The organism is Nonomuraea sp. NPDC049624, from assembly GCF_040675255.1.
In the GTDB taxonomy this organism is placed as follows: domain Bacteria; phylum Actinomycetota; class Actinomycetes; order Streptosporangiales; family Streptosporangiaceae; genus Nonomuraea.
Genome location: NZ_JBFAOR010000012.1, coordinates 1 through 22,046, shown reverse-complemented (window position 1 = coordinate 22,046; position 22,046 = coordinate 1). Strand labels below are relative to the sequence as shown.

The window sequence follows — 22,046 nt, the reverse complement described above, 5'->3', positions numbered from 1 at the left end:
TCCATGCGACGCGAGTTCAAGCTCCCCGACGTCGGGGAGGGGCTGACCGAGGCCGAGATCGTCCGCTGGCACGTGCGGCCGGGCGACGAGGTCAAGGTCAACCAGATCGTGGTGGAGATCGAGACCGCCAAGTCCATCGTCGAGCTGCCGATCCCCTGGGACGGCGTGGTCGCGGGCGTGCTGGTCGAGGAGGGCCGCACGGTCGACGTCGGCACGCCGATCGTCGCCGTGGACACCGGCGGCGAGGCGGGCGGCCCCGACCAGGGCTCAGCCGGCCAGGGCGTGGCCGACCGGAACCGTGCCGACCAGGGGAGCGCCGACCAGGGCCTCAAGGCGCTGGCCGACGACATGGTCCCCAAGCCGCCGGAGGAGGGCGCGGTCGAGCCCGGCGCCCACGGCAGCCCCGCGCCCAAGGAGGAGCGGCAGGCGGTCCTGGTGGGCTACGGGGTCAAGACCGGCGCCTCCAAGCGCCGTCCCCGCAAGCAGCAGGCGGAGCCGATCCCGGCCGCGCCCGTGGCCAACCCGGCCCGCGTGGAGGTGCCCGGCCCGGCCCCGACGGCCCGCCCGGCCGAGCCCGTCCCCGCCGCCGCGCCGGCCGCCGGCGTGGTCGCCGGTTCCGGCCGCGTGGCCGTGCTGGCCAAGCCGCCGGTCCGCAAGCTGGCCAAGGACCTGGGCGTCGACCTGGCCACGCTCACCGGCACCGGGCCCCAGGGCTCCATCACCCGCGACGACGTGCACGCCGCCCTGCAGGGTGGTCTGCAGGGCGGTCTGCAGGGCGGTCCGCAGGGGGCGCCCGAGCCCGTCCGGCAGGCCGAGCCCCAGCGGCGGGAGGAGCGCGTCCCCGTCAAGGGCGTGCGCAAGATGACCGCCCAGGCGATGGTGGCCAGCGCCTTCACGGCCCCGCACGTCACCGAGTTCCTCCAGGTCGACGTGACGGAGACCATGGAGGCGGTCCGGCGGCTGCGGGCCCTGCCCGACTTCGCCGAGGTCAAGGTCTCCCCGCTGCTCCTGGTCTGCCGGGCCCTGCTCACCGGGGTCAGGCGCTACCCGATGATCAACTCGTCCTGGGACGAGGCGGCCCAGGAGATCGTGGTCAAGCACTACGTGAACCTGGGCATCGCCGCCGCCACCCCGCGCGGCCTCGTCGTGCCCAACATCAAGGACGCCCACGCCCTCCCGCTCCCCGAGCTGGCCAGGCAACTGGGCGCGCTGGCGGAGACGGCCAGGGCGGGCCGCACCCAGCCGGCCGAGATGGCCGGCGGGACGATCACCATCACCAACGTGGGCGTGTTCGGCGTCGACGCCGGCACCCCCATCCTCAACCCGGGCGAGTCGGCCATCCTGGCCTTCGGCCAGGTCAGGGACATGCCGTGGGTGGTGGACGGCGAGCTGGCGGTGCGCAAGGTGACCACCCTCGCGCTCAGCTTCGACCACCGGATCGTCGACGGCGAGCTGGGCTCGATGTTCCTGCGCGACGTCGGCGCGATGCTGGAGGACCCGCTCCGCATGCTCGCCTGGGGCTGAAACCGGGCTGAAGCCGGGCGGCGACCGCCGGGAGGACCCCTCTCCCCGGCGGTCACCGCAGGCTCGGCCAGGGCGCCTTCTTGTCCCGCGCGCGGGGGCCGTACGACTCCAGCCACACGGGCGCGCCCACGACATGGGAGACCGCCGCGGGCCAGTCTGATACACCCTCCTCGTAGACCGGCGTCGCCCGCAGCAGCCGGGCCGTACGGTCCGGCTCGGCAAACGTGACGGGCCGGTCGTAGCGCACGCACATGCGGGAGACGTCCGCGTCGAGGTGGGTGAGCGCGAGACCGTCCACGCCGCCGGCCGCCTCGGCCGCGTACCGGTGGGCGACCGCGTCGAAGTGCCCGCGGCGGAAGGACCCCTGCCACGGCCCGGTCACGTTGTGCGGCTCGGGCAGCTCCAGGCCGGGGTCCTCGGTCACCAGCGGGCCGGGGCCGTGCCGGGTGGTGTAGGTCCGCAGCACCCCGAGCCGCGCCGCCCCGGCCCCGTCGAGCAGTTCCAGCGCGTTGGCGAACGTCGTCGTGCTCCACGTGGTGTACGGGTCGAACCCCTGCCGCTCGTCCAGCAGCACGCCCTGTGCGCCCTCGAACACCACCGGCCCCCGCCCGACCAGCCCGGCGGTGTACGACGAGTCCACCAGCCGCACCCGTTCGGCGAACGCCCGGTAGACGGCCACGCAGTCGGCCACCGGCGGCCCCTCGACCCCCAGCGCGTCCCGCAGCGTCTCCCGCAGCACGGTCAGTTTCCGCGTCAGCTCGCGCGGCGGGTCGCCCGCCCGGGGCGCGAGCGCGCCGTGCTCCAGGTGGTACGCCATCGTCTCCCCGACGCCCATCCCGCACGACCCGTGCCGCGCCGCCCCGCGCGCCAGCTCCCGCCTGCGCCCGGCCTCGACGTGGTACGGCGTCGCCAGCAGGCAGTCCCGGTCCACCGTGAGCAGCCCGTAGGGGTCGGGCACGCCGAGCCGCGCCAGGTGCTCCGCCTCGGCCGACAACGCCAGCGGATCCACCACCACGAACCGCGACAGATGCGTGCGAACCCCCCGGAACGTCCCGGCGCCGAACTGCGCGAACGTGTGGTGCCGCCCGTCGTCCAGGACGACGTTGTGCCCCGCCTGGGCGCCCCCGTTGAACCGGACCACGGCGTGGACGGGCAGCGTGGCGCACGCCCAGTCCACGACCGTGCCCTTGCCGGCGTCGCCGTACCCGAGGTCGACGACGACGAGGTGCTCGTTCACGGCAGGAGCCCGCCCAGCCCGCCGCCCAGCCCGCCGCCGAGCCCGTCGAGCGGCTCGCCGGTGACCACCGTGCCGCGGTCGAGCCTGGCCAGGGCGCGCGACACCGACGCGCCGGCCGTCGAGCCCAGCTCGGCCAGGTCCTCAAGGCCCTCGTCCAGGCCGATCGCGTCCTCGCCGAGCCCGACGGTGAGCGCGATCGTCTCGCACACGGCGTCGAGGTCGTCCAGCTCCAGCACGTTCTGGCCGAGCAGGCCGCGCCAGGAGTCCAGCACCTCGGGGTCGCCGGCGTAGCTGGCCCCCTGCGGGAGGATGAAGTAGACGTCGTACTTGCGGGTCAGCTCGGCCACGACGTCGTCCACGCCGAGGGGCGCGGTCAGGCGGTCGCCGACGAGGTCCTTGACGTGGTTCCTGGACACCCGCTGGTAGGGCATCTCGTCGCCGATGACGAACAGGTAGCCGCGCCTGCCGCGCTTCTCGTGGCAGTCGATCGAGGTGTGCCTGGCCATGAAGTACATGGCCAGCTCGTAGGACTCGCGCTTCTGCCCGCCGCCGCCGCCCTCCAGCAGGATCAGGCCGAGCTGGTCGTCCATGCGGTTGTCGGACTCGAACTGGCCGACCTGCAGCGGCGCCCGGTCGCAGGTGGCGTCGCCGATCGCGCCGAACATGATCTGCGGGTCGGTGGCGTACCCCTTGCGCAGCAGCAGTCCGAGCAGGTCGGGCAGGCGGGTCTGCAGCGTGCGGGGGACCGCGCGCATCGAGCCGGTCACGTCGAACAGCACGGCGATGGCCAGCGAGTCGGGGTGCTCGGCCGAGTCGCGGCTCTCCCGCGTCACGCCGAAGGGGTCGAGGTCGGGGTGGACGCGCCGGGCTCCGCCGTCGCTGTAGGCGAAGGCGCTGGAGCCGGTGGCCGCGCGGTAGCGCGCGGCCGAGTCGTAGACGTTCGTGGACCAGATTCCGCTGCCCATGGCAGCCTCCCTCAAAGGTGGAGCGGACGGTACGTACGGGGCCCGTAGAGGTCGTCGAGCAGGTCGTCGAGCTCGCGCAGCAGCTCCCACGCGTCGGACGGCGGCCGCAGCAGGCAGCCCCGGACGAAGGCGCGCATCCGGCGCGGGCGCTCGCCCATCAGGTGGTCGACGCACCGGGTCAGGGCGGCGATGTCGGCGCGTTCGTCGAGCCGGTCGCCGTGGCACCAGTCGACCAGCACGAGCCCGTGGTCGAGGGGATGGACGAGGACGTGGCGGGGGAGCACCGCGCCGTGCGCGACGCCGGCCCGGTGGGCGAGCCCGGCGGCCACGAGCAGCCGCCGCCAGATCCACGCCACGTCGCGGGGGGCGAGCCCGGTGCCGGCGCGTTCGAGGGTGACGAACCCGGCGGGCGCCCGGCTGACCACGTTCGCCTGCCGGACCACCCCGCCGCCGCGGTAGCGGAAGCTTGCGACGAGGCGGGGGACGTACGGCAGGGAGCGCGGGTCACCGTCGGCCGCGATCTTCCGCAGCGCGGCGGCCTCGCGGACCAGCAGCCGGTCGGCGGCCGGGTCGCGGGCCACCTTGAGCAGCGAGTCGCGCTCGGCGCCGCGCCCGGCCGGGTAGAGCACGGCGGTGCCGCCCTTGTGCAGCGGCGGCCCGACCAGGAAGTCGCCGACCCGCTGACCGCGGTGGTAGGTCTCCCAGAGCGCGACCAGCCGCTTGAACGCCTCCTCACCGCCCGGCGCGAGGTCGGGATGCAGCGCCCTGGCCAGCCGCCGGTAGACGCGGGCGGCGGACCCGCCGGCGAAGAGCTCCTGGGCCGATCGCGCGCCCATGACGATCGCCGCCGCCCGCTCGGTGTTCACCGCACCTCCTCCTCCCGGGCGGGCCGCAGCAGCGCGGGGTGGAGCAGCCGGGCGTCGCCCGCCCGGTAGAGCTTGGCCCGCGGCCCGCCCCTGGGGCCGCCGGTCTCGGTGGTCTGGCCGGTGCTCTCGACGAACCCGGGGACGGACAGGACCTTGCGGTGGAAGTTGCCCGCGTGCAGCGGCGTGCCCCACACGGTCTCGTAGATCAGCCGCAGCTCCGAGACGGTGAACTCGGGGCCGGCGAAGGCCGTGGCCAGCGGCGTGTACTCCAGCTTCGACCGGGCCCGCTCGACGCCGTCGGCCAGGATGCGGGCGTGGTCGAAGGCCAGCGGCGGCACGTCGTCGACCGGGTGCCAGACGGCCGCGGCGGCGTCCGTGCCGGGCCGGGGGTCGGGCAGGTCGGGGGCGAAGGCGAGGTAGGAGATCGACACCACCCGCATGCGGGGGTCGCGGCCGGGGCCGCCGTAGCTGGCGAGCTGCTCGATGTGCGCCGGGCGGGTGGCCACGCCGGTCTCCTCGGCCAGCTCGCGCACCGCCGCCTCGGCCAGGTCCTCGTCCGGCTTGATGAAGCCGCCGGGCAGGGCCCAGCGGCCCGCGTACGGCTCCACGCCGCGCTCGACGATCAGGACGTGCAGCCGCCGGTCGCGGATGGTCAGCGCGACCACGTCGACGGTGACCGCGACCGGCGCGTAGAGGCGGGGGTTGTAGCCGGCCAGGAACTCTTCCATCCCCAAGTCCTTCTCAGTTCGAGTCAATCTCGATCTGAGAATAACTCCGCCGACGGGTGTGTGTCGATAGGGTTGGCGCATGATCCGTCACATTGTGCTGTTCACCTGGTCCGACGACGCCACCGACGAGCAGAAGGCCGCGGTCGCGACCGAGCTGCGCAAGCTGCCGGGCGAGATCCCGCAGCTACGGGCGTACACGGTGGGGCCCGACGCGGGCATCACCCAGGGCAACCACGACTTCGCCGTGGTCGCCGACCTCGACAGTGTGGACGACTTCGTGATCTACCGCGACCACCCCCGCCACCAGGCCGTGATCGCGGAGCACATCAAGCCGATCCTGGCGACGCGCGCCGCCGTGCAGCTCAGTCTCTAGAACCCTCTAGAACCCTTTAGAACTCGGGCGGGTGGTTCTCGCGGTGCATCAGCCGGTCTTCGGAGGTGCGTCCGCGCCGGGGCGCGAGCACGATGCTCAGCACGACGCCCACGCCTCCGACGATCATGAAGATGACGCCGATGATGTCCATGTGCACGCTCTGGCCGAACACGTCGGGTTCGATGGCGAACCGCAGGATGGCGCCGAGCGTGAGGAAGAAGATGCTGACCCCGACACCCATGACGACCTCCAGGCAAAGGCGAGATGTGCCCACGGTCATACCCGGGTATCGGTGACCACACCCCCGCCGCGTCAGGCGAGACAGGACAATGGCCGCCCGCCGTTGTAGGCGATCATGTCCTGGACGGCCGCGCCGACGTCGATCGGCGCCCCCGGCGGGCGGCCGTCCAGCTCGGCGTAGGCCCGGTGCAGGTTGCCCACGATCCGTTCGGGGTCGAGCAGTGCGCCCCACTCGCCGAGGTCGGTCTCCCGCGCCGCCTCCAGGGGCGTCCGGCCCGCCGCGTGGCCCCGCCGGGCGGTCTCCTGGACGAACCGCAGGTAGCCCTCGACCCGCTCGTAGACCTCCGGCCCGCACACCTCGCCGTGCCCGGGGACGATCGTCTCCGCGCCCAGCTCCCTGAGCGTGTCCAGGGCGGCGATCGTCCCGGCCACCGAGCCCATCAGGACGAACGGCGTGCCGCCGTTGAAGACCAGGTCGCCGGAGAACAGCACCCGCCGCTCCGGGATCCAGACGATCGAGTCGTTGGTCGTGTGCGCGGCCGGCCCGACGTGCCGCACCTCGCAGCGCAGGTCGTCGGAGTAGAGGGTGACCCCCTCGGTGTACGTCAGGAACGGCGGCGCGACCTCCATCGCCCCCCACACCACCTCCGGCGACCAGGCCCCCCGGTACGCCGGAACGCCGTCGGCCAGGATCTGGGCGCGTACGCCCTCGTGCCCGACGATCGTGGCCTCAGGGAACAGCCAGTTGCCGAAGGTGTGGTCGCCGTGGTGGTGGGTGTTGACCAGCGTGGTGATCGGCCTGCCGCTGACCTTGGCGACGGCTTCTCGCAGGTCGCGGGTGCGGCGCTCGGTCGAGCAGGCGTCCACGCAGATCACGCCGCGCCGCCCGGCCAGGAAGCCGGTGTTGTTGATCCACCAGCTCCCGTCGGGCTGGACGTAGGCGTAGACGCCCTCGCAGACCTCTTCGACGCGCGGCGGGGGCAGGGGGTGGTCATGAGGTGAGGAGCTCATGCCCGGAACCTAACAGCGACGCCCGCCCCCCGGACGGGGAGCGGGCGTCACGGAACGCGGATCACGCTCAGAAGGCCTCTTCGGGAAGCTCCATGAGGTCCTGGCCGGTGGCGGCGAGGACGCGCCGCTCGGCCGCCAGCCTGGGCAGCACGGTCGTGGCGAAGAACGACGCCGCGGCCACCTTGCCCTGGTAGAACGGGTCCTCCGACTCGGCCAGCCGGGCCAGGGCCACCTCGGCCTGGCGCAGCAGCAGCCAGCCGATCACCAGGTCGCCCAGCGCGAGCAGGAACCGGGTGCTGTTCAGGCCGACCTTGTAGACCTCCTCCGGCTTCTCCAGCGAGCCGAGCGCCCAGCCGGCCATGGTGTCGCCCATGACCTTGACGTCGGCGGCGGCCTCGGCGAGCAGCTTGCGCTCCTCCTTGAGCCGGCCGTTGCCCGCCTCGGAGGCGGCGAACTCGTTGATCTCGGCGAGCAGCGCGCCCACCGCGGCGCCCTGGTTGCGCAGGATCTTCCGGAAGAACAGGTCGAGGCCCTGGATCGCGGTGGTGCCCTCGTACAGGGAGTCGATCTTGGCGTCGCGGATGTACTGCTCGATCGGGTAGTCCTGCAGGTAGCCCGAACCGCCCAGGGTCTGCAGCGAGCGGGCCAGCAGCTCGTACGAGCGCTCCGAGCCGACGCCCTTGACCAGGGGCAGCAGCAGGTCGTTCATGGCCTCCGCGTGCCGGTCCGCCGGGTCGATCAGGAGGGCGTCCTGGAAGGTGGCCGTGTAGAGGACCAGGGCGCGCATGCCCTCGGCGTACGCCTTCTGCAGCATCAGCTCGCGGCGCACGTCCGGGTGGTGGGTGATGGTCACCCGGGGGGCGGACTTGTCGGCCATCTTGGTCAGGTCCGCGCCCTGGTAGCGGGACTTGGCGTAGTCGAGGGCGTTCAGGTAGCCGGTGGAGAGCGTGGCGATGGCCTTGGTGCCGACCATCATGCGGGCGTGCTCGATCACCATGAACATCTGCTTGATGCCCTCGTGCACGTCGCCGACCAGCCAGCCGATCGCCGGGTGCTTGTCGCCGAAGGTGAGCTCGCAGGTCGTGGAGACCTTCAGGCCCATCTTCTTCTCGACGTTGGTGACGTAGGCGCCGTTGCGCTCGCCCAGCTCGCCGGTCTCCAGGTCCACGTGGAACTTGGGCACCAGGAACATCGACAGGCCCTTGGTGCCCGGACCGTGGCCCTCGGGACGGGCCAGAACCAGGTGGAAGATGTTGTCGGCCATGTCGTGCTCGGCGCTGGTGATGAAGCGCTTGACGCCCTCGATGTGCCAGGTGCCGTCGGGCTGCTGGACCGCCCTGGCCCGGCCGGCGCCGACGTCCGAGCCGGCGTCCGGCTCGGTGAGCACCATGGTGGCGCCCCAGTTCTTCTCGATGGCCAGCTCGGCGAAGCGCTTCTGCTCCGGCGTGCCCAGCTTCCACAGGGTGTAGGCGAAGTTGGGGCCGGCGGCGTACATGTACAGGGCCGGGTTGGAGCCGAGCACCATCTCGGCCGTCGCCCAGGCGAGGCTGCGCGGGATGCCGGGGCCGCCCAGCTCGGCGGGCAGGTCGAGGTGCGCCCAGCCGCCGTCCACCAGCGCCTTGAACGACTTCTTGACGCCGGCCGGGACGGTCACCGTGCTCGTCGCGGGGTCGAACACCGGCGGGGTGCGGTCGCCCTCCTCGAAGGAGTCGGCGAGCACGCCGGTCGCCAGCCTGTTGACCTCGTCCAGGATGCTCCGCGCGACGTCCTCGTCCACTTCGCCGAAGGGCCCGGTGCCGAGGATCTCGCGTCGACCGAACACCTCGAAGAGGTTGAATTCCAGGTCACGCACGTTGCTCTTGTAGTGGCCCATGGGTGCAGATCTCCTTGAACCGAGGTCTTCATGTACTGGCCAGTAACCTTACCTGCAATGCTACCCGTGGGTAACCCCGCCCATGCGTGGCATGCTCGACTCCATGGACGCCGAAGAACTCGCCACAAGATGGCGGGAGCGACTGGAATCCTGGGCCATCCCCGAGGAGATCCTGGCCAAGGCTCCGGCCGATCCGTGGAGCCACTCGCCGGAAAGGTTCGCCACGCGGACCGACCGGGCGCTGGCCGAGCCCGACGACGGCCCGACCATGACCCGGCTCGCCGAGGCGCTGCCTGACAAGGGCACGCTGCTCGACGTCGGCTCGGGTCCCGGCGCCGCGTCGCTGCCGCTGCGCGAGCGCATCGGCCACCTCTACGCGGTCGACACCTCCGCGCCGATGCTGGAGGGCCTGAAGGTCAGGGCGATGAACCTCGGCGTGCCCGCCACCACCGTCGAGGGGCGCTGGCCCGACGTGGCCGACCAGGTGCCGGTGGCCGACGTGTCCGTCGCCGCGCACGTGGTCTACAACGTGCCCGACCTGGCGCAGTTCCTCCAGGCGCTCGACAGCCGCACCCGCGGCCGGGTGGTGCTCGAACTGCCCCACCGCCATCCCATGAGCTGGATGACGCCGCTCTGGCAGCACTTCCACGGCGTCGACCGCCCGGTCCGGCCCATCGCGGAGGACTGCGTGGCCCTGGCCGCGGCGCTGGGCTTCCCGGTACGCGTGGAGGAGCGTGAGGCGCCCCTGGAACGTTTCACGACCGTCGAGGAGCTGGCCGAGAGCGCCTGCCGCCGGGTGTGCCTCGACCCGTCCAGGGTGGCGGAGGTGGCCGAGACCGCCGTCGAGCTGGGCATGTGGCCGGTGCCGCGCGATCGGTGGGTCACCGTCTGGTGGGAATGATCCGTTTTGCTCAGCCGTTGTACGAAATGAGCTGACGCTCCCGGACGAGACGCGCCGTACCCGGACACGCCAAGACGACGCACGTACCCGTACGTCTCGTCCTCAGGAGTCTGATCATGGCGTGGATCCTCATCGTGCTGGCCGGCCTGTTCGAGGTGGCCATGGCACTGTCGCTCAAGCTCAGCAACGGCCTCAGCAACCTGTGGTGGACCCTGTCCTTCCTGGCCACGGCCGCCCTCAGCTTCGGGCTGCTCGCCTACGCGCTCAAGTCGCTGGAGGTCGGCACCGCGTACGCCGTGTGGACCGGCATCGGGGCCGTCGGCACCGCGATCCTCGGCATGGTCGCCATGGGCGACGACGTGTCGCCGCTGCGCCTGACCTCGATCGCGCTCATCCTGGCCGGTGTCGTGGGGCTCAATCTGGCTGGTGGACACTAGTGCGATGATTGAGATTCACGCCGTCACCGTCGACGCCGCCGATCCCTACGAGCTCGCGAACTGGTGGAGCCAGGCCACCGGGTGGCCGCTCGGCGAGGGTGACAAGCCGGGCGCCGACGAGGTGATGCTGCGTACGCCGCGCGACCCTTTCCTGCTGTTCATCCGCGTGCCCGAGACCAAGACGGGCAAGAACCGGGTGCATTTCGACGTCAACGGCACCGAGGGCCGTACGCGTGACGAGGAGATCGAGCGGCTGCTCGGCCTCGGCGCGACCGTCTTCCAGGACCAGCGCAGGCCCGACGGCACGGGCTGGGTGACCATGCTCGACCCGGAGGGGAACGAGTTCTGCGTGTGCCGGAGCGAGGCGGAGAAGGCCTTGCCGGAATGATGTTCTGTCGGTGAAGCTCGTGGACGGGCTGATGGTGCGCCGTACCGCTGCCCGAGGGTTTCGACGTGCTCGCGGCGGCGGCGTCCACCGGCGAGAAGAGGGAGCGCGCCCGGCGGGCGGGAGCCGACGACGTGATCGGCTACGACGGGCTCAAGGAAGCGGCCAGGGCGTGGTCCGTGGACGTGGCGTCGACCCGGTCGGCGGCGAGCTGTCCGAGCAGGCCCTTCGCGGGTTGCGCGAGGGCGGGCGGCTCCTGGTCGTCGGATTCGCCTCGGGCGGGATCGTGAGGTTGCCGGCCAACCAGGTGCTGCTGCGTAACCGGGCCGTGGTGGGCGTCGACTGGGGCGCGTGGTCCATGGGCCACGCCGCGGAGAACCGGGCCATGGACGACCTGCTGGAGCGGCGGGTCACTGGGAAGATCGTGCTCGTCCCTTCATCGTGAGGGTGAGGATCGCGGCGATCAGGTAGACCAGCGCGCCGTGCCACATCGCCTGCACGGCCGAGCCGAACACGCCCTCGTCGTCGAGCACGAGCTGCACCGGGTAGTCGAGCACCGCCGTGATCGCGGAGGGCAGGAGCGCGAACTTCCACGGGTGCCGCAGCGACCACAGCCGCGCCTGGCGGGTGACGCGGTCGCCCTCGTGCGGCTTGGCGACCGCGCCGATCGCGGCGATCAGCGCGAACAGGCTGATGCCGAGGCCCAGGGCCCAGACCAGGTCACCGCCGCCGGTGACCAGGCCCATCCCGAAGCTGGCGGCCGACACCACGACGCCGCCGATGGCGGCGGTCTTCCAAGGGGCGCCCCGCAGGGCCGCCGCGGACAGTGAGACCTCGTCGCGCCTACTGATTTCGTTCATGTCCTCATGGTGCCGCCGCGGGCCCCCGTGAGGCATCGGGGACGGACCCTGACCTGTCCCTGACATGATTCCCATATGACGGAAATCGCCATTGTGCAGTTGGGGCCGGACGAAGGAGAACGGCTGAGGGACGTCCGGCTGCGGGCGCTGCAGGAGTCACCGGACGCGTTCGGCTCCTCCTACGCGCGCGAGGTCGCGTTCTCCGCAGACGACTGGGCCGATCGGCTGAAGAACCCGCACTCGCGGTGGTGGGTGGCCGAGGACGACGACCTGGGCGACGTCGGCCTGGTGTGCATGCTCCTGGAGGAGACCGGCGCCCACCTGCTGTCCATGTGGGTCGCCCCCGAGGCCAGGGGACGTGGGCTCGCCTCCCGCCTGGTCGACCGGTCCGTCGAGTGGGCCCGTTCGGCCGGGGCCGAGCAGGTGCAGCTCTGGGCCGTCGACCGCAACCACGCCGCCCGCGCGCTCTACGCGGCCAAGGGCTTCGTGCGCAGCGGCAAGGTCATGGCCCTGCCCTCCAACCCGTCCCTGATGGAGTCCCACTACGTGTTGTCCCTGCTGTTCCGCCAGGCCCGCAAGGAGGACGTCCCGGCCATCGTCAAGCTGCTGGCCGACGACCCGCTCGGCGCCGCCCGCGAGGGAGACCCCGACGACACCCGCTACCTGATGGCCTTCGACCGCATCGAGGCCAACCCGCACGACGAGCTCATCGTGGCCGAGCGGGAGGGCGAGGTGGTCGGCACGATGCAGCTCACGTACCTGGCCGGGCTGTCGCGGCTGGGTTCCGAGCGGTGTCAGATCGAGGCCGTCAGGGTGGCCGCCTCGACGCGCGGCCAGGGGCTCGGCGGCAAGATGATCCAGTGGGCCGTCGACCGGGCGCGGGCCAGGGGGTGCGCCGTCGTCCAGCTCACCTCCGACAAGTCGCGTACCGACGCCCACCGCTTCTACGACGCGCTCGGCTTCACCGCCTCCCACGAGGGCTACAAACTCTCACTCGGCTGACGCGGCGTCGGCGAGCTGGGTCAGCATCCAGCGGCACCACTCGGCCCGGTGCCGCTCGTAGCTCAGCCCGCAGCGCAGCGTCGCGTAGCCGCCGAACCCGGGGTCGCCGAAGGCCGGCCGGCCGCCGAACGACGCCTCCTGCCGCTCGTAGTCGGCCAGCCGCTCCTCGTGCGCGGCGAGCTGGTCGGCGAACAGCCGCCGCAGCAGCTCCGGCTCGGCCAGCCACGCCGCGTACGTCTTCAGCACCAGCTCGTCGCGCTCCGGCCGCTCGCGCGGCGGCTCGGTGACCCATGCCCGCAGCGCCGCCAGGCCCTCGGCGGTCAGGTGGTAGACCTTCTTGGCCTGCGGCCCAGGCCCGTGCGCGCTCTCGAACCCGACCAGCCCGGCCGCCCGCAGCTTCTGCAACTCGGCGTGGATCTGGCTGTGGCCGGCCGTCCAGAAGTAGCCGACCGGCCGCCGCATGGCCGCCGCGAGGTCATATCCGGTGCGATCGCCGCGCGCCAGCACGGCCAGGATCGCGTATCCGAGCGTTGAGGTCATGGTGCGTCCAAGGATATGGTGCTTGCGGCACTATGTCAGTTCAGACATAGTCGGGAGAAGGGCGCGGCGGCCATGCGAAAGATCGTCGGATGGATGGCACTCCTCACCATGGGGCTGACCGGCTGCGGGGGCGCGGTCGGCGCCGGCACCACCGCCGTCCGCACGACGGCCGCCGAGTCCCCCGCCCCTGTCAGCGAGACAAGCGCCACCCCGAGCGCGCCGCCCACCGGCCCCAACGTCTCGGGCTGCTTCACCGAGCAGGACGGCAAGATCTTCACCCACGTCCGCGGCCTGCCCGGCGTGATCGCCGGCGACGGCCCGGTGGGCGTGGTGATCAGCTACGAGCGCCGCGGCACCGTGTGCTCCTGGCGCCCGCTGTCGGACCGCCTGGTCGCCGCCGGCTACCGCGTCCTGCTGTACGCCAGGGACGCCGGCCTGCTCCCGGAGGACGGCGCGGTCGCCATGGGCAAGCGCCTGGCCAAGGAGAAGGGCGTCGAGCGGCTGTTCCTGGTCGGCGGCTCGATCGGCGCCACGGCCTCGGTCCCGGCGGCCGAGCGGCTGGGCGCCGAGGTGGCCGGCGTCGTCGCCCTGTCCGGCGAGATCGACGAGGGCGACGCCGCCGCGCTCACCGTGCCGCTGCTGCAGATCGGCTCCGAGCACGACTCCTACGGCGGCGCCGAATCGATGCGCGCGGCCGAGGCCGCCGCGACCAAGTCCCCGGACAACCAGGTGCTGATCATCCCCGGCGAGTCGCTGCACGCCTCGGCCCTGCTCGGCAGCCCGCACGCCGCCAAGGTGCTCGACACGGTCGTGGCGTTCATGGACCGGCACAAGGGCTGACCTTCACCAGGTCATGGACCGGCGCAGGGGCTGATCTCGACCAGATTGTCGTGGAAGGCGGGCCCCCGGCCCATGTCGCCGTCCCGCTCGGCCACGACCGCGTTGGCGTTCGCGCCGCCCGGGGTCAGCTTCGGCCACCGGCCCTTGGGCGAGGCCACCACGCCGGGCGCGACCCGGTCGCTGATCTCCACGTCGGCCAGGAACTCGCCGCCGTCGTTGTGCACCCGTACGCGCTGCCCGGCCACCAGCCCCCGGGCCGCCGCGTCGGCCGGGTTGACCAGCACGGCCGGCCCCTTGGCCCGCCGCCGCAGCTCCGGATTGTTGGCGAAGATCGTGTTCAGGAACGTGTGCGAGGCCGGCGTGACCAGCGTCAGCGGGTACGCCGACCGGTCGGCGGCCGCCGTGTGCGAGGGCACGTACGCCTTCCCGGCGGGCGGGAAGCGCAGCCGCCCGGACGGCGTCGGGAAGCCCTCGGCGAACGGCGCGAACGGTTTGGGGTAGTTCATCCGCACCCACCCCTCCTTGCGCAGCCGGTCCAGCGTGACGCCTTCGAGCGACGGGTGCCCGCCCGACAACAACGACTCGGCCAGCTCCAGGTCGGAGTCGTACAGGGACGGCTCGCTCAGCCCCATGTGCGCGGCCAGCCGGCGGAAGGTCTCGGTGGTGGACAGGCACTCCCCGGGCGGCGGCACGGCGGGCTCGTTCCACAGCAGGTACATGTGGCCGTAACCGGCGTGCAGGTCCATGTGCTCGGTCTGCATGGTCGCGGGCAGCACGATGTCGGCGTAGTCCACAGTGTCGGTCGGGAACTGCTCCATGACGACCGTGAACAGGTCCTCGCGGGCGAGCTGCCGCCTGATCGCGTTGGCGTCGGGGGTCGAGCCGAGCGGGTTGGCGGCGTACACCCACAGACATTTGACGTCGTCGAGCTGGGAGCCGAGCTTGGTCATGACCAGCGTGCGCACCGGCTTGGCCAGCAGGTCGTCGCGGGTGTCGACGGTCACGCGCACGTGACCGCTCGTCGAGTACGCCACGCCGCCGCCCGGATGCCGCCAGTCGCCGGTCACGCCGGGGATCGCGGCGATCGTGCGCATCGCGGTGCCGCCGCCGGCGTGCCGCTGGATGCCCATGGTGGCGCGGATCGCGGTCGGCCGGGTGTGGGCCAGGCGCATCCCCAGGCTGTGGACGTCCTCGGCCGGGATGCCGGTGATCTCCGCCACCCGCTCCACCGGGTACTCCAGGATCTCCTTGCGGAAGTCCTCCCAGCCCTCGGTGTGCTCGGCCAGGAACTCCTCGTCCTGGGCGTTCTCCGCGAGCACGACGTTGAGCAGCCCGAGCGCGAGCGCGGCGTCCGTGCCCGGCCTGATCGCCAGGTGCTGGTCGGCCTGGTCGGCGGTCCTGGTGCGGATGGGGTCGATGGCGACCACGTGCGCGCCGTCCGCGCGGGCGTCCTGGATGAACTTCCACAGGTGGTGGCCGCTGGTCAGCGTGTTCGTGCCCCAGAGCAGGATCAGCCTGGCCTGGGCGAAGTTCTCCGGGTCCATGCCGCCCGCGGTGCCGTTGGCCTTCATCAGCCCGCTGCTGCCGGCCGCCGAGCAGATGTTCAGCCAGTGCTTGGACGCCCCCAGCACGTTCCAGAACCGGCGGCCCGCCACGCCCTCGCAGCCTTGGAGGTAACCCAGCGACCCGGTGCCCAGGTACGGCCAGATCGCCTCGCCGCCGTGCTCGTCCACGATGGCGCGCAGGCGGGTCGAGATCTCGTCGAGCGCCTCGTCCCAGGTGATGCGCTCGAACTGGCCCGACCCCTTCGGCCCGGTGCGCCGCATCGGGTACAGGATGCGGTCCTGCGCCTGCGTGTGCTCCAGGTACCGGTTGACCTTCACGCACAACGCGCCGCGGGTGTAGGGGTGGTCGGGGTTGCCGCGCATCTTGACGGCCTGCCCGTCCCGTACGGTCACGATCCAGGAGCAGGTGTCGGGGCAGTCAAGCGGACATGCCCCCAAAACCCTCAAATCACCCGACATGCGCACAGCCTACGTCGAGAGGCCCGCGCCCGCCGTCCCCGCGACACCGCCGAGCCGACCTCGTGAAAGAAGTCAAAGGTGAACGGTGGGAGTTCCACCGTGTACCCTGCCTCGCGCAGCCTGGCCGCGGTGTACTCGGCCGACGCGTCGTGACCGGGCCGCCCGGCCGCGCGGTTTTCCCCGTGGGCGCCGGGCGTCGGGGGCGACGAGGGCCGGCACCGGCACCGCGGGAGTGAACATGCCAGACACGCGGGCAGGCCGACGCCGGTCGGGTCCTCACCCGGTGCGCGCGCCGGAGCGGCGAACGAGGACACTGGACAACAGAGATCGTACGGTCCGGCCGGGAAGGTGCAGAATCACTGTCGGTGGCCGAAATCAGGGAACGAGACGATGACACGGAGGACCTCACGGAGGGGGATCCAGCCGTGTCCGAGCCACGCGCCGACGGCGGCGTCTACGTAGTCGAGCCGCTCCTTCCCCAGCGGCTGCGGCGGCCGTCCGACCTGCTGCGCTTCTTCGCGACGCTGGCGGTGCTCGCGGCGGTGATCCTGCTCGCCCTCGTCGCCAAGCAGACGCTCAACGGTCTGGAGCAGGACGTCAAGGTCGGCGCCGAGATGGTCCCGCTGCTCAGCCGGGTCGCGGCCTTCATCGGCAGCGCGGCCGTGCTCATCGTGCCCGCCGCGTTCGCCGTCGAGCGGGTCTTCCACCGCGACGGCCTGCGCGTCGCCGAAGGGCTGATCGCGGCCATCATCGGCATGGCCGGGTCGTTCCTGCTCGGCCAGTGGATCGAGGCCAGCAGTCTGACCGACCTGCGCATCCTGCTCACCGGCGACCGCGCGATCGAGCCGCTGAACACGCTGCTCACCTCGGTGATCGCCTACACCACCGCGGTGCGCATCGCGCGCCGCCCCACGTGGCGCATGCTCATGTGGACCTCGATCGCCCTCTACATCCTCACCTACTTCTCCGGCAGGCAGATCACCCTGCCCAGCGCCATCGTGACCGTCCTGGTCGGCATGGCCATCGGCTACGCCACCCTCTACGGCGTCGGCAGCCCCAACACCCGCCCGCCCGGCAGCGCCGTGGTCGCCGCGCTGCGCAAGCTGTCCTTCTCGCCCGTCTCCGCCCGCCGCATCGAGGACGACCACCAGGGCAGCCGCCGCTACGCCATCGGCCTCAAGGACGGCACCAGCCTCGACGTCACCGTCCTCGACCGCGACCGCCAGGTGGCCGGGCTGCCGTACCGGCTGTGGCGGCGCATCAGGCTCAACTCCGAGACCAGGCGCCGGGCCATCCGCTCGCTCCGGGCCGAGCTGGAACGCGAGGCCCTGATGGCCTACGCGGCCCAGGCCGCCGGCGCCAGCACGCCGCGCCTGCTCGGCACCAGCGAGATCGGCACCGAGGCCGCCCTGCTCGCCTACGAGCACATCGAGACCCGCCCGCTCGACGAGGTGCCCGACGCCGAGATCGACGACGCCCTGCTCGCCCAGATCTGGGAGCAGGTCGAGCTGCTGCAGATCCAGCGGCTGGCACACCGGCGGCTCACCGGCGACAGCATCCACCTCGACCGCGCCGGCCGGGTCGTGCTGACCGACGCCCGCAGCGGCGAGATCGCCGCCGGCGACCTGCTGCTCCGGCTCGACATCGCCCAGCTCCTCACCTACCTGGCGCTGCGCGTCGGCGCCGAGCGCTCGGTCCGGGCCGCCGCCGCCGTGATGGGCCCCGACGCCCTCGCCGCCGCCATGCCGCTGCTCCAGCGCATCGCCCTGACCAGGGAGACCCGCTCGGCCCTGTCCAAGGCCAAGAACGTGCTGACGGGCCTGCGCGACCACATCGTCGCCCTCAAGCCCCAGGGCAAGGTCGAAGAGGTACGCCTGGAGCGCTTCCGCCCGCGCACCCTGATCACGATCATCGCCAGCACGGTCGCCGCCTACGTCGTGCTGTCCCAGCTCAGCAAGGTCGACCTCTACAAGGTGGTGACCACGGCCAACTGGGGGTGGTCCGGCCTGGCGCTGATCGCCTCGTTCACCAGCTTCGTCGCCGCCGCCCTCATGCTGCGCGGGTTCGTCCCGGAACGCCTGCCGTTGTGGCGTACCGTCCTGGTGCAGTTCGCGTCGTCGTTCGTCAAGCTGGTCGCGCCCGCCGCGGTCGGCGGCGTCGCGATCAACACCCGCTACCTGCAGAAGCGCGGCATCGCGCCGGCGCTCGCGGTGGCCAGCGTGGGCGCCTCGCAGCTCATCATGCTGGTCTTCCACATCGCCCTGCTGCTGCTGTTCGCCTACATCACCGGCTCCGACGCCGCCACCTCCTTCACCCCCTCGCGCGGCCTGGTCGTGGCGATGCTCGCCATCGCGCTGCTGGTCGCGGTGGTGCTCGGCGTGCCGCCGCTGCGCAGGATGGTGACCGTGCGCATGCGCAGGCTGTTCTCGAACGTGCTGCCCCGCCTGCTCGACGTGCTCCAGTCGCCGGCCAAGATGATCGAGGCCGCCTTCGGCACGCTCATGATCACGATCGCGTTCGTGGCCTGCCTCGACGCCTGCGTCGCGGCGTTCGGCGGCCAGCTGAGCTTCACCGCCGTCGCCGTCGTCTACCTCACGGCCAACGCCATCGGCTCGGCCGCCCCCACGCCGGGCGGCCTCGGCGCCGTCGAGTACGCGCTCACCCTCGGCCTGGTCGCGGCCGGCCTCGAATGGGACCTGGCCGCCTCGGCCGTGCTGCTGCACCGGCTGCTCACGTTCTGGCTGCCGGTGCTGCCGGGCTGGGCCGCCTTCACCTACCTCCAGCGGCACGAGGCCCTGTGAACCGCACTCGGGCGGAACAGGACCCCGTGCGCCGCGGGTGAGTCAGCGGGCCGACGTGACCGGCTCGGTGATCTTGTCGATCGCCGCCAGCTCGCTCTCGGTGAACACTGGGCCGTCCACGCACGCCACGTTGTCCTCCAGCTGCCGGACACTGCTCGCCCCGATCAGCACGCTCGTCACCCGCGGGTCGCGCAGCGTCCACGACAGCGCCATCTGGGCCAGCGTCTGACCCCGGCCCCTGGCGATCTCGTTGAGGTCGCGCGCCAGGTCCCGGTCGATCTGCTCGGCGCTCAGGAACCGGCTCGTCGCCGCCCGCGAGCCCTCGGGCACGCCCTCCAGGTAGCGGTCGGTGAGCAGCCCCTGCGCCAGCGGCGAGTACACGATGCAGCCCATGCCCGCCTCCTCCAGCACGTCGAGCAGCCCGTCGTCCTCGATCCACCGGTTGATCATCGAGTACGACGGCTGGTGGATGAGCAGCGGCGTGCCCAGCTCGCGCATGATCCGCGCGGCCTGCGCGGTCTGCTCGGCCGAGTAGTTGGAGACGCCCGCGTACAGCGCCTTGCCCGAGCGCACCGCCCGGTCCAGCGCCCCCATGGTCTCCTCCAGCGGCGTCTCCGGGTCCGGACGGTGGCTGTAGAACACGTCCACGTACTCCAGGCCCATGCGGGCGAGCGACTGGTCGAGGCTGGCCAGCACGTACTTGCGCGACCCCCACTCCCCGTACGGCCCCGGCCACATGTCGTACCCGGCCTTGGTCGAGATGACCAGCTCGTCCCGGTACGCCGCGAAGTCCTCCCGCAGGATCCGCCCGAAGTTCCGCTCCGCCGACCCGTACGGCACGCCGTAGTTGTTGGCCAGGTCGAAATGCGTCACCCCGAGGTCGAACGCGCGCCGCAGCACCGCCCGCGAGTTCTCGATCGGCCGGTCGTCGCCGAAGTTGTGCCACAACCCCAGCGACACCGCCGGCAACTTCAGCCCGCTGCGCCCGCTGCGGTTGTACGGCTGACGCTCGTACCGCCGCTCATCGGCCACGAAGCTCACGCCGTCCCCCTCTCGATGATCCAGGACAGCGCGAACGCCTCCTCGCGCCAGGCGTCGTACCGGCCGCTGCGCCCGCCGTGGCCCGCGCCCATCTCCGTCTTGAGCAGGAACGGCCCGCCGGACGCGGTCGCCCGCAGCCGCGCGATCCACTTGGCCGGCTCGTGGTACAGCACCCGCGTGTCGTTCAGGCTGGTGATCGCCAGAATCGGCGGGTACACCCTGCCGTCCACGTTCTCGTACGGCGAATAGCTCTTCATGTACGCGTAGACGTCCGGGTTGTGCAGCGGGTCGCCCCACTCGTCCCATTCGATCACCGTCAGCGGCAACGACGGGTCGAGGATCGTGTTGAGCGCGTCCACGAACGGCACCTCGGCCACCACCCCCGCGAACTCCTCGGGAGCCAGGTTCGTCACCGCCCCCATCAGCAGCCCGCCCGCCGAGCCGCCGCGCGCGACGATCCGCCCGCTCCAGCCGCTCGCCTTGAGATGCCGGGCCGCCGCCACGAAGTCGGTGAACGTGTTCCGCTTCCTGGTCAGCTTGCCGTCCTCGTACCAGCGACGGCCCATCTCGCCGCCGCCCCTGACGTGCGCGACGGCGAAGACGAACCCGCGGTCGAGCAGCGACAGCCGGGGAACCGAGAACCCGGGGTCGATCGAGGTCTCGTAGCTGCCGTAGCCGTAGAGCAGGGTCGGAGCAGGCGTCGTGGTGTCCTTGCGCTTGACGATCGAGATCGGCACGCGCGTGCCGTCCTCGGCCGTCGCCCACTCCCGGAACTGCTCGTAGTCGCCCGCGTCGTAGCCGCCCAGCACCGGACGCTGCTTGAGCAGGATCAGCTCGTGCGAGTCCAGCTCGTAGTCGTAGACGCTCGGCGGCGTCACCATGCTCGTGTACGCCAGCCTGAGCCGCGTCGTCGTGAACTCGGGGTTGCCCGCCGGGCCGACGTCGTACAGGGGCTCGGGGAAGTCGATCTCGTACGCGTTCCGCTCGGCGGCCTCGATCCGCTCCCGCCAGCCCGCGCCCGCGGCGCCGTAGGGCAGCACCCGCAGGCCGGTCAGGCCGTCACGGCGGAAGTGCACGACGGCGTGGTCGGAGAAGGCGTCGATCTCCAGCAGCCTGGTGTCCTCGCGGTGCCCGATCAGCGGGGTCCAGGAGCCGGGCTCGTCGATGGGGGCCGTGGCCAGCTCGAAGTTCTCGGCGTTCTCGTTGTGCAGGACGTAGAAGAAGTCGCCCGCGTGCTCGACGCCGTACTCCACACCGGTCTTCCTGGGCCGGACGACCTGGAACTCGCCGGTGGGGTCGGCGGCGTCGAGGATGCGCACCTCGCTGGTGATCTTGCTGCCCGCGCCCAGTACGAGGTACCGCTCGCTGCGGGTCAGCCCGATGCCCACCCAGTAGCGCTCGTCGGTCTCCTCGTAGACCAGGACGTCCTCTTCCGTCCCGAGGGTGTGCCGGTAGACCTGGTAGGGACGCCAGGCGTCGTCCACCCGCGTGTAGAAGAACGCCGAGCCGTCGGCCGACCAGGCGCCGCCGTAGAAGATGTCCTTGATCTCGTCGGGCAGCACCTCGCCCGTCTCGAGGTTCCTGAACCTCAGCGTGAAACGCTCGTCGCCCTTGTAGTCGGTCGAGTAGGCCAGCATCGTCCCGTCGGGCGCGACGGCGCTGGTGCCGACGGAGAAGAACGCGCTGTCGCCGGCGAGCTCGTTGCCGTCGAGCACGACCTGCTCGCGCTCAAGGCGCTCGCCCGGGGTGATCTGCGGCGGCGCGTCACTGTTGGCCGGCACCCGGCAGGACACCGCGTACTGCTTGCCCTCCTCGGTACGCGAGAAGTACCACCACGCCCCCTTACGGCTCGGCACCGACAGGTCGGTCTCCTGAGTGCGCCCCTTGATCTCCTGGAAGACCTGTTCCTGGAGCTCGGCGAGATGCGCGGTGTGCTCTTTGAGAAAGTCGTTCTCTGCCTCCAGGTACGCCGTTGTGTCCGGGTCGTCCTTGTTGCTTAGCCAGGCGTACTCGTCGATGAACGTGTCGCCGTGATGGATGCGCTCAGTCGGTACCTTCTTCGCCACTGGCGGCGTGTTGCTGCTCACGGGGGGAGTCTATGTTCGGCCGTGATCGTTCTGTGGCCGGGAGAGCTGCCGAACGCGTCCCGAGTGGTCGGGAGCGCTGCTAATCTTTAGGAGCCGACGAGGTGCGGCGCAACCCACTCCCTTCACTCCGGTGACTTTGGTGTGTTGCGACGCGTATCGACGGCAATCCCTTCTGGCTCGCGGGTTTGAAGATCGGTTCGCTAACCGAGCGACAGGCTGGTAAGTTAGAGGGGTTGTCCCGGAAGCGGGGCGCGACTTAATTCCAGCAGGTCGAGCAAGTCCGGTCAATTTGACAGAGACTTGAACGGCTG

At 71.6% G+C, this 22,046-nt stretch carries 21 protein-coding genes and 1 riboswitch; of the genes, 9 read left to right on the top strand and 12 right to left on the bottom strand.

Annotated features, from left to right (window positions below; translation table 11 throughout):
• Positions 1-3 precede the first annotated feature (3 nt).
• On the top strand, positions 4-1,524 hold the full coding sequence (locus AB0J76_RS39845) for a dihydrolipoamide acetyltransferase family protein (RefSeq protein ID WP_352320501.1): 1,521 nt from the start codon (positions 4-6) through the stop codon (positions 1,522-1,524).
• Between the two features lie 52 nt (positions 1,525-1,576).
• On the opposite strand, the gene AB0J76_RS39840 is transcribed toward AB0J76_RS39845, so the two are convergent.
• From AB0J76_RS39840 to AB0J76_RS39825, 4 genes are read right to left on the bottom strand one after another with little or no spacing between them, the layout of a single operon-like run.
• A complete protein-coding gene (locus AB0J76_RS39840; RefSeq protein WP_352320503.1) occupies positions 1,577-2,761 on the bottom strand; it encodes an adenylosuccinate synthetase in 1,185 nt (394 codons plus the stop codon).
• Positions 2,758-3,726 carry a hypothetical protein gene (locus tag AB0J76_RS39835; RefSeq protein WP_352320505.1) on the bottom strand — a complete coding sequence of 323 codons (969 nt, stop codon included), beginning with the start codon at positions 3,724-3,726 and terminating at the stop codon, positions 2,758-2,760. Before AB0J76_RS39835 ends, AB0J76_RS39840 begins: the two co-directional genes overlap by 4 nt.
• Before the next feature lie 11 nt (positions 3,727-3,737).
• The gene (locus tag AB0J76_RS39830) at positions 3,738-4,592 is read right to left on the bottom strand and encodes a molecular chaperone DnaJ (RefSeq protein WP_352320507.1); all 855 of its coding nucleotides are present in this window, start codon (positions 4,590-4,592) and stop codon (positions 3,738-3,740) included.
• Complete coding sequence (locus AB0J76_RS39825; protein WP_352320509.1) at positions 4,589-5,320, bottom strand: NUDIX hydrolase; 732 nt, start codon at positions 5,318-5,320, stop codon at positions 4,589-4,591. The genes AB0J76_RS39830 and AB0J76_RS39825 overlap by 4 nt, the downstream gene beginning before the upstream one ends.
• 79 nt (positions 5,321-5,399) lie before the next feature.
• Between AB0J76_RS39825 and AB0J76_RS39820 the strand changes: the two genes are divergently transcribed.
• The gene (locus tag AB0J76_RS39820; RefSeq protein ID WP_352320511.1) at positions 5,400-5,693 is read left to right on the top strand and encodes a Dabb family protein; all 294 of its coding nucleotides are present in this window, start codon (positions 5,400-5,402) and stop codon (positions 5,691-5,693) included.
• Between the two features lie 16 nt (positions 5,694-5,709).
• Here the strand turns inward: AB0J76_RS39820 and AB0J76_RS39815 are convergent, their stop codons facing one another.
• The 3 genes from AB0J76_RS39815 to AB0J76_RS39805 all read right to left on the bottom strand — a co-directional run bounded on the left by AB0J76_RS39815 (position 5,710) and on the right by AB0J76_RS39805 (position 8,817).
• A complete protein-coding gene (locus AB0J76_RS39815; RefSeq protein ID WP_352320513.1) occupies positions 5,710-5,934 on the bottom strand; it encodes a hypothetical protein in 225 nt (74 codons plus the stop codon).
• Between the two features lie 71 nt (positions 5,935-6,005).
• Positions 6,006-6,944 carry an MBL fold metallo-hydrolase gene (locus AB0J76_RS39810; protein WP_352320515.1) on the bottom strand — a complete coding sequence of 313 codons (939 nt, stop codon included), beginning with the start codon at positions 6,942-6,944 and terminating at the stop codon, positions 6,006-6,008.
• 67 nt (positions 6,945-7,011) lie between these two features.
• Positions 7,012-8,817, bottom strand: a complete 1,806-nt coding sequence (locus AB0J76_RS39805) for an acyl-CoA dehydrogenase (RefSeq protein ID WP_352320516.1) — start codon at positions 8,815-8,817, stop codon at positions 7,012-7,014.
• A 103-nt stretch (positions 8,818-8,920) separates the two neighbouring features.
• On the opposite strand from AB0J76_RS39805, the gene AB0J76_RS39800 reads away from it, so the two are divergent.
• From AB0J76_RS39800 to AB0J76_RS39785, 4 genes are all read left to right on the top strand, one after another.
• Positions 8,921-9,718, top strand: a complete 798-nt coding sequence (locus AB0J76_RS39800; RefSeq protein WP_352320517.1) for a methyltransferase domain-containing protein — start codon at positions 8,921-8,923, stop codon at positions 9,716-9,718.
• Positions 9,719-9,728: 10 nt separating this feature from the next.
• Positions 9,729-9,802: riboswitch (guanidine-III (ykkC-III) riboswitch) on the top strand.
• Between the two features lie 32 nt (positions 9,803-9,834).
• Complete coding sequence (locus tag AB0J76_RS39795) at positions 9,835-10,155, top strand: multidrug efflux SMR transporter (RefSeq protein WP_352320519.1); 321 nt, start codon at positions 9,835-9,837, stop codon at positions 10,153-10,155.
• Positions 10,156-10,159: 4 nt separating this feature from the next.
• Complete coding sequence (locus AB0J76_RS39790; RefSeq protein WP_352320520.1) at positions 10,160-10,543, top strand: VOC family protein; 384 nt, start codon at positions 10,160-10,162, stop codon at positions 10,541-10,543.
• Between the two features lie 169 nt (positions 10,544-10,712).
• Positions 10,713-10,985 (top strand): zinc-binding dehydrogenase, encoded by a 273-nt coding sequence (locus AB0J76_RS39785; RefSeq protein WP_352320521.1) that lies wholly within the window; start codon positions 10,713-10,715, stop codon positions 10,983-10,985.
• Here AB0J76_RS39785 and AB0J76_RS39780 read toward each other — a convergent pair.
• On the bottom strand, positions 10,951-11,400 hold the full coding sequence (locus tag AB0J76_RS39780; protein ID WP_352320523.1) for a hypothetical protein: 450 nt from the start codon (positions 11,398-11,400) through the stop codon (positions 10,951-10,953). The two genes, AB0J76_RS39785 and AB0J76_RS39780, sit on opposite strands and share 35 nt — an antisense overlap.
• A gap of 75 nt (positions 11,401-11,475) precedes the next feature.
• Between AB0J76_RS39780 and AB0J76_RS39775 the strand changes: the two genes are divergently transcribed.
• Entirely contained in the window at positions 11,476-12,402 is a 927-nt protein-coding gene (locus AB0J76_RS39775) for a GNAT family N-acetyltransferase (protein WP_352320525.1), read from the top strand.
• On the opposite strand, the gene AB0J76_RS39770 is transcribed toward AB0J76_RS39775, so the two are convergent.
• Positions 12,391-12,942 (bottom strand): helix-turn-helix transcriptional regulator, encoded by a 552-nt coding sequence (locus tag AB0J76_RS39770; RefSeq protein ID WP_352320527.1) that lies wholly within the window; start codon positions 12,940-12,942, stop codon positions 12,391-12,393. The genes AB0J76_RS39775 and AB0J76_RS39770 overlap by 12 nt on opposite strands.
• A gap of 93 nt (positions 12,943-13,035) precedes the next feature.
• Here AB0J76_RS39770 and AB0J76_RS39765 point away from each other — a divergent pair, with 93 nt between their 5' ends.
• A complete protein-coding gene (locus AB0J76_RS39765) occupies positions 13,036-13,782 on the top strand; it encodes a hypothetical protein (RefSeq protein ID WP_352320529.1) in 747 nt (248 codons plus the stop codon).
• A gap of 11 nt (positions 13,783-13,793) precedes the next feature.
• Here AB0J76_RS39765 and AB0J76_RS39760 read toward each other — a convergent pair whose 3' ends face one another.
• Entirely contained in the window at positions 13,794-15,806 is a 2,013-nt protein-coding gene (locus AB0J76_RS39760) for a molybdopterin oxidoreductase family protein (RefSeq protein ID WP_352320531.1), read from the bottom strand.
• Positions 15,807-16,231: 425 nt separating this feature from the next.
• Here AB0J76_RS39760 and AB0J76_RS39755 point away from each other — a divergent pair, with 425 nt between their 5' ends.
• Positions 16,232-18,607: a lysylphosphatidylglycerol synthase transmembrane domain-containing protein gene (locus AB0J76_RS39755; RefSeq protein ID WP_352320533.1), complete on the top strand. Its 2,376-nt coding sequence runs from the start codon at positions 16,232-16,234 to the stop codon at positions 18,605-18,607.
• 42 nt (positions 18,608-18,649) lie between these two features.
• Here AB0J76_RS39755 and mgrA read toward each other — a convergent pair whose 3' ends face one another.
• Together mgrA and AB0J76_RS39745 are read right to left on the bottom strand one after the other, a co-directional pair.
• Positions 18,650-19,648: an L-glyceraldehyde 3-phosphate reductase gene (gene mgrA, locus AB0J76_RS39750; RefSeq protein ID WP_352320535.1), complete on the bottom strand. Its 999-nt coding sequence runs from the start codon at positions 19,646-19,648 to the stop codon at positions 18,650-18,652.
• Positions 19,645-21,735, bottom strand: coding sequence for a S9 family peptidase (locus AB0J76_RS39745; RefSeq protein ID WP_352320537.1), 2,091 nt, complete (start codon positions 21,733-21,735; stop codon positions 19,645-19,647). The genes mgrA and AB0J76_RS39745 overlap by 4 nt, the downstream gene beginning before the upstream one ends.
• Positions 21,736-22,046 lie beyond the last annotated feature (311 nt).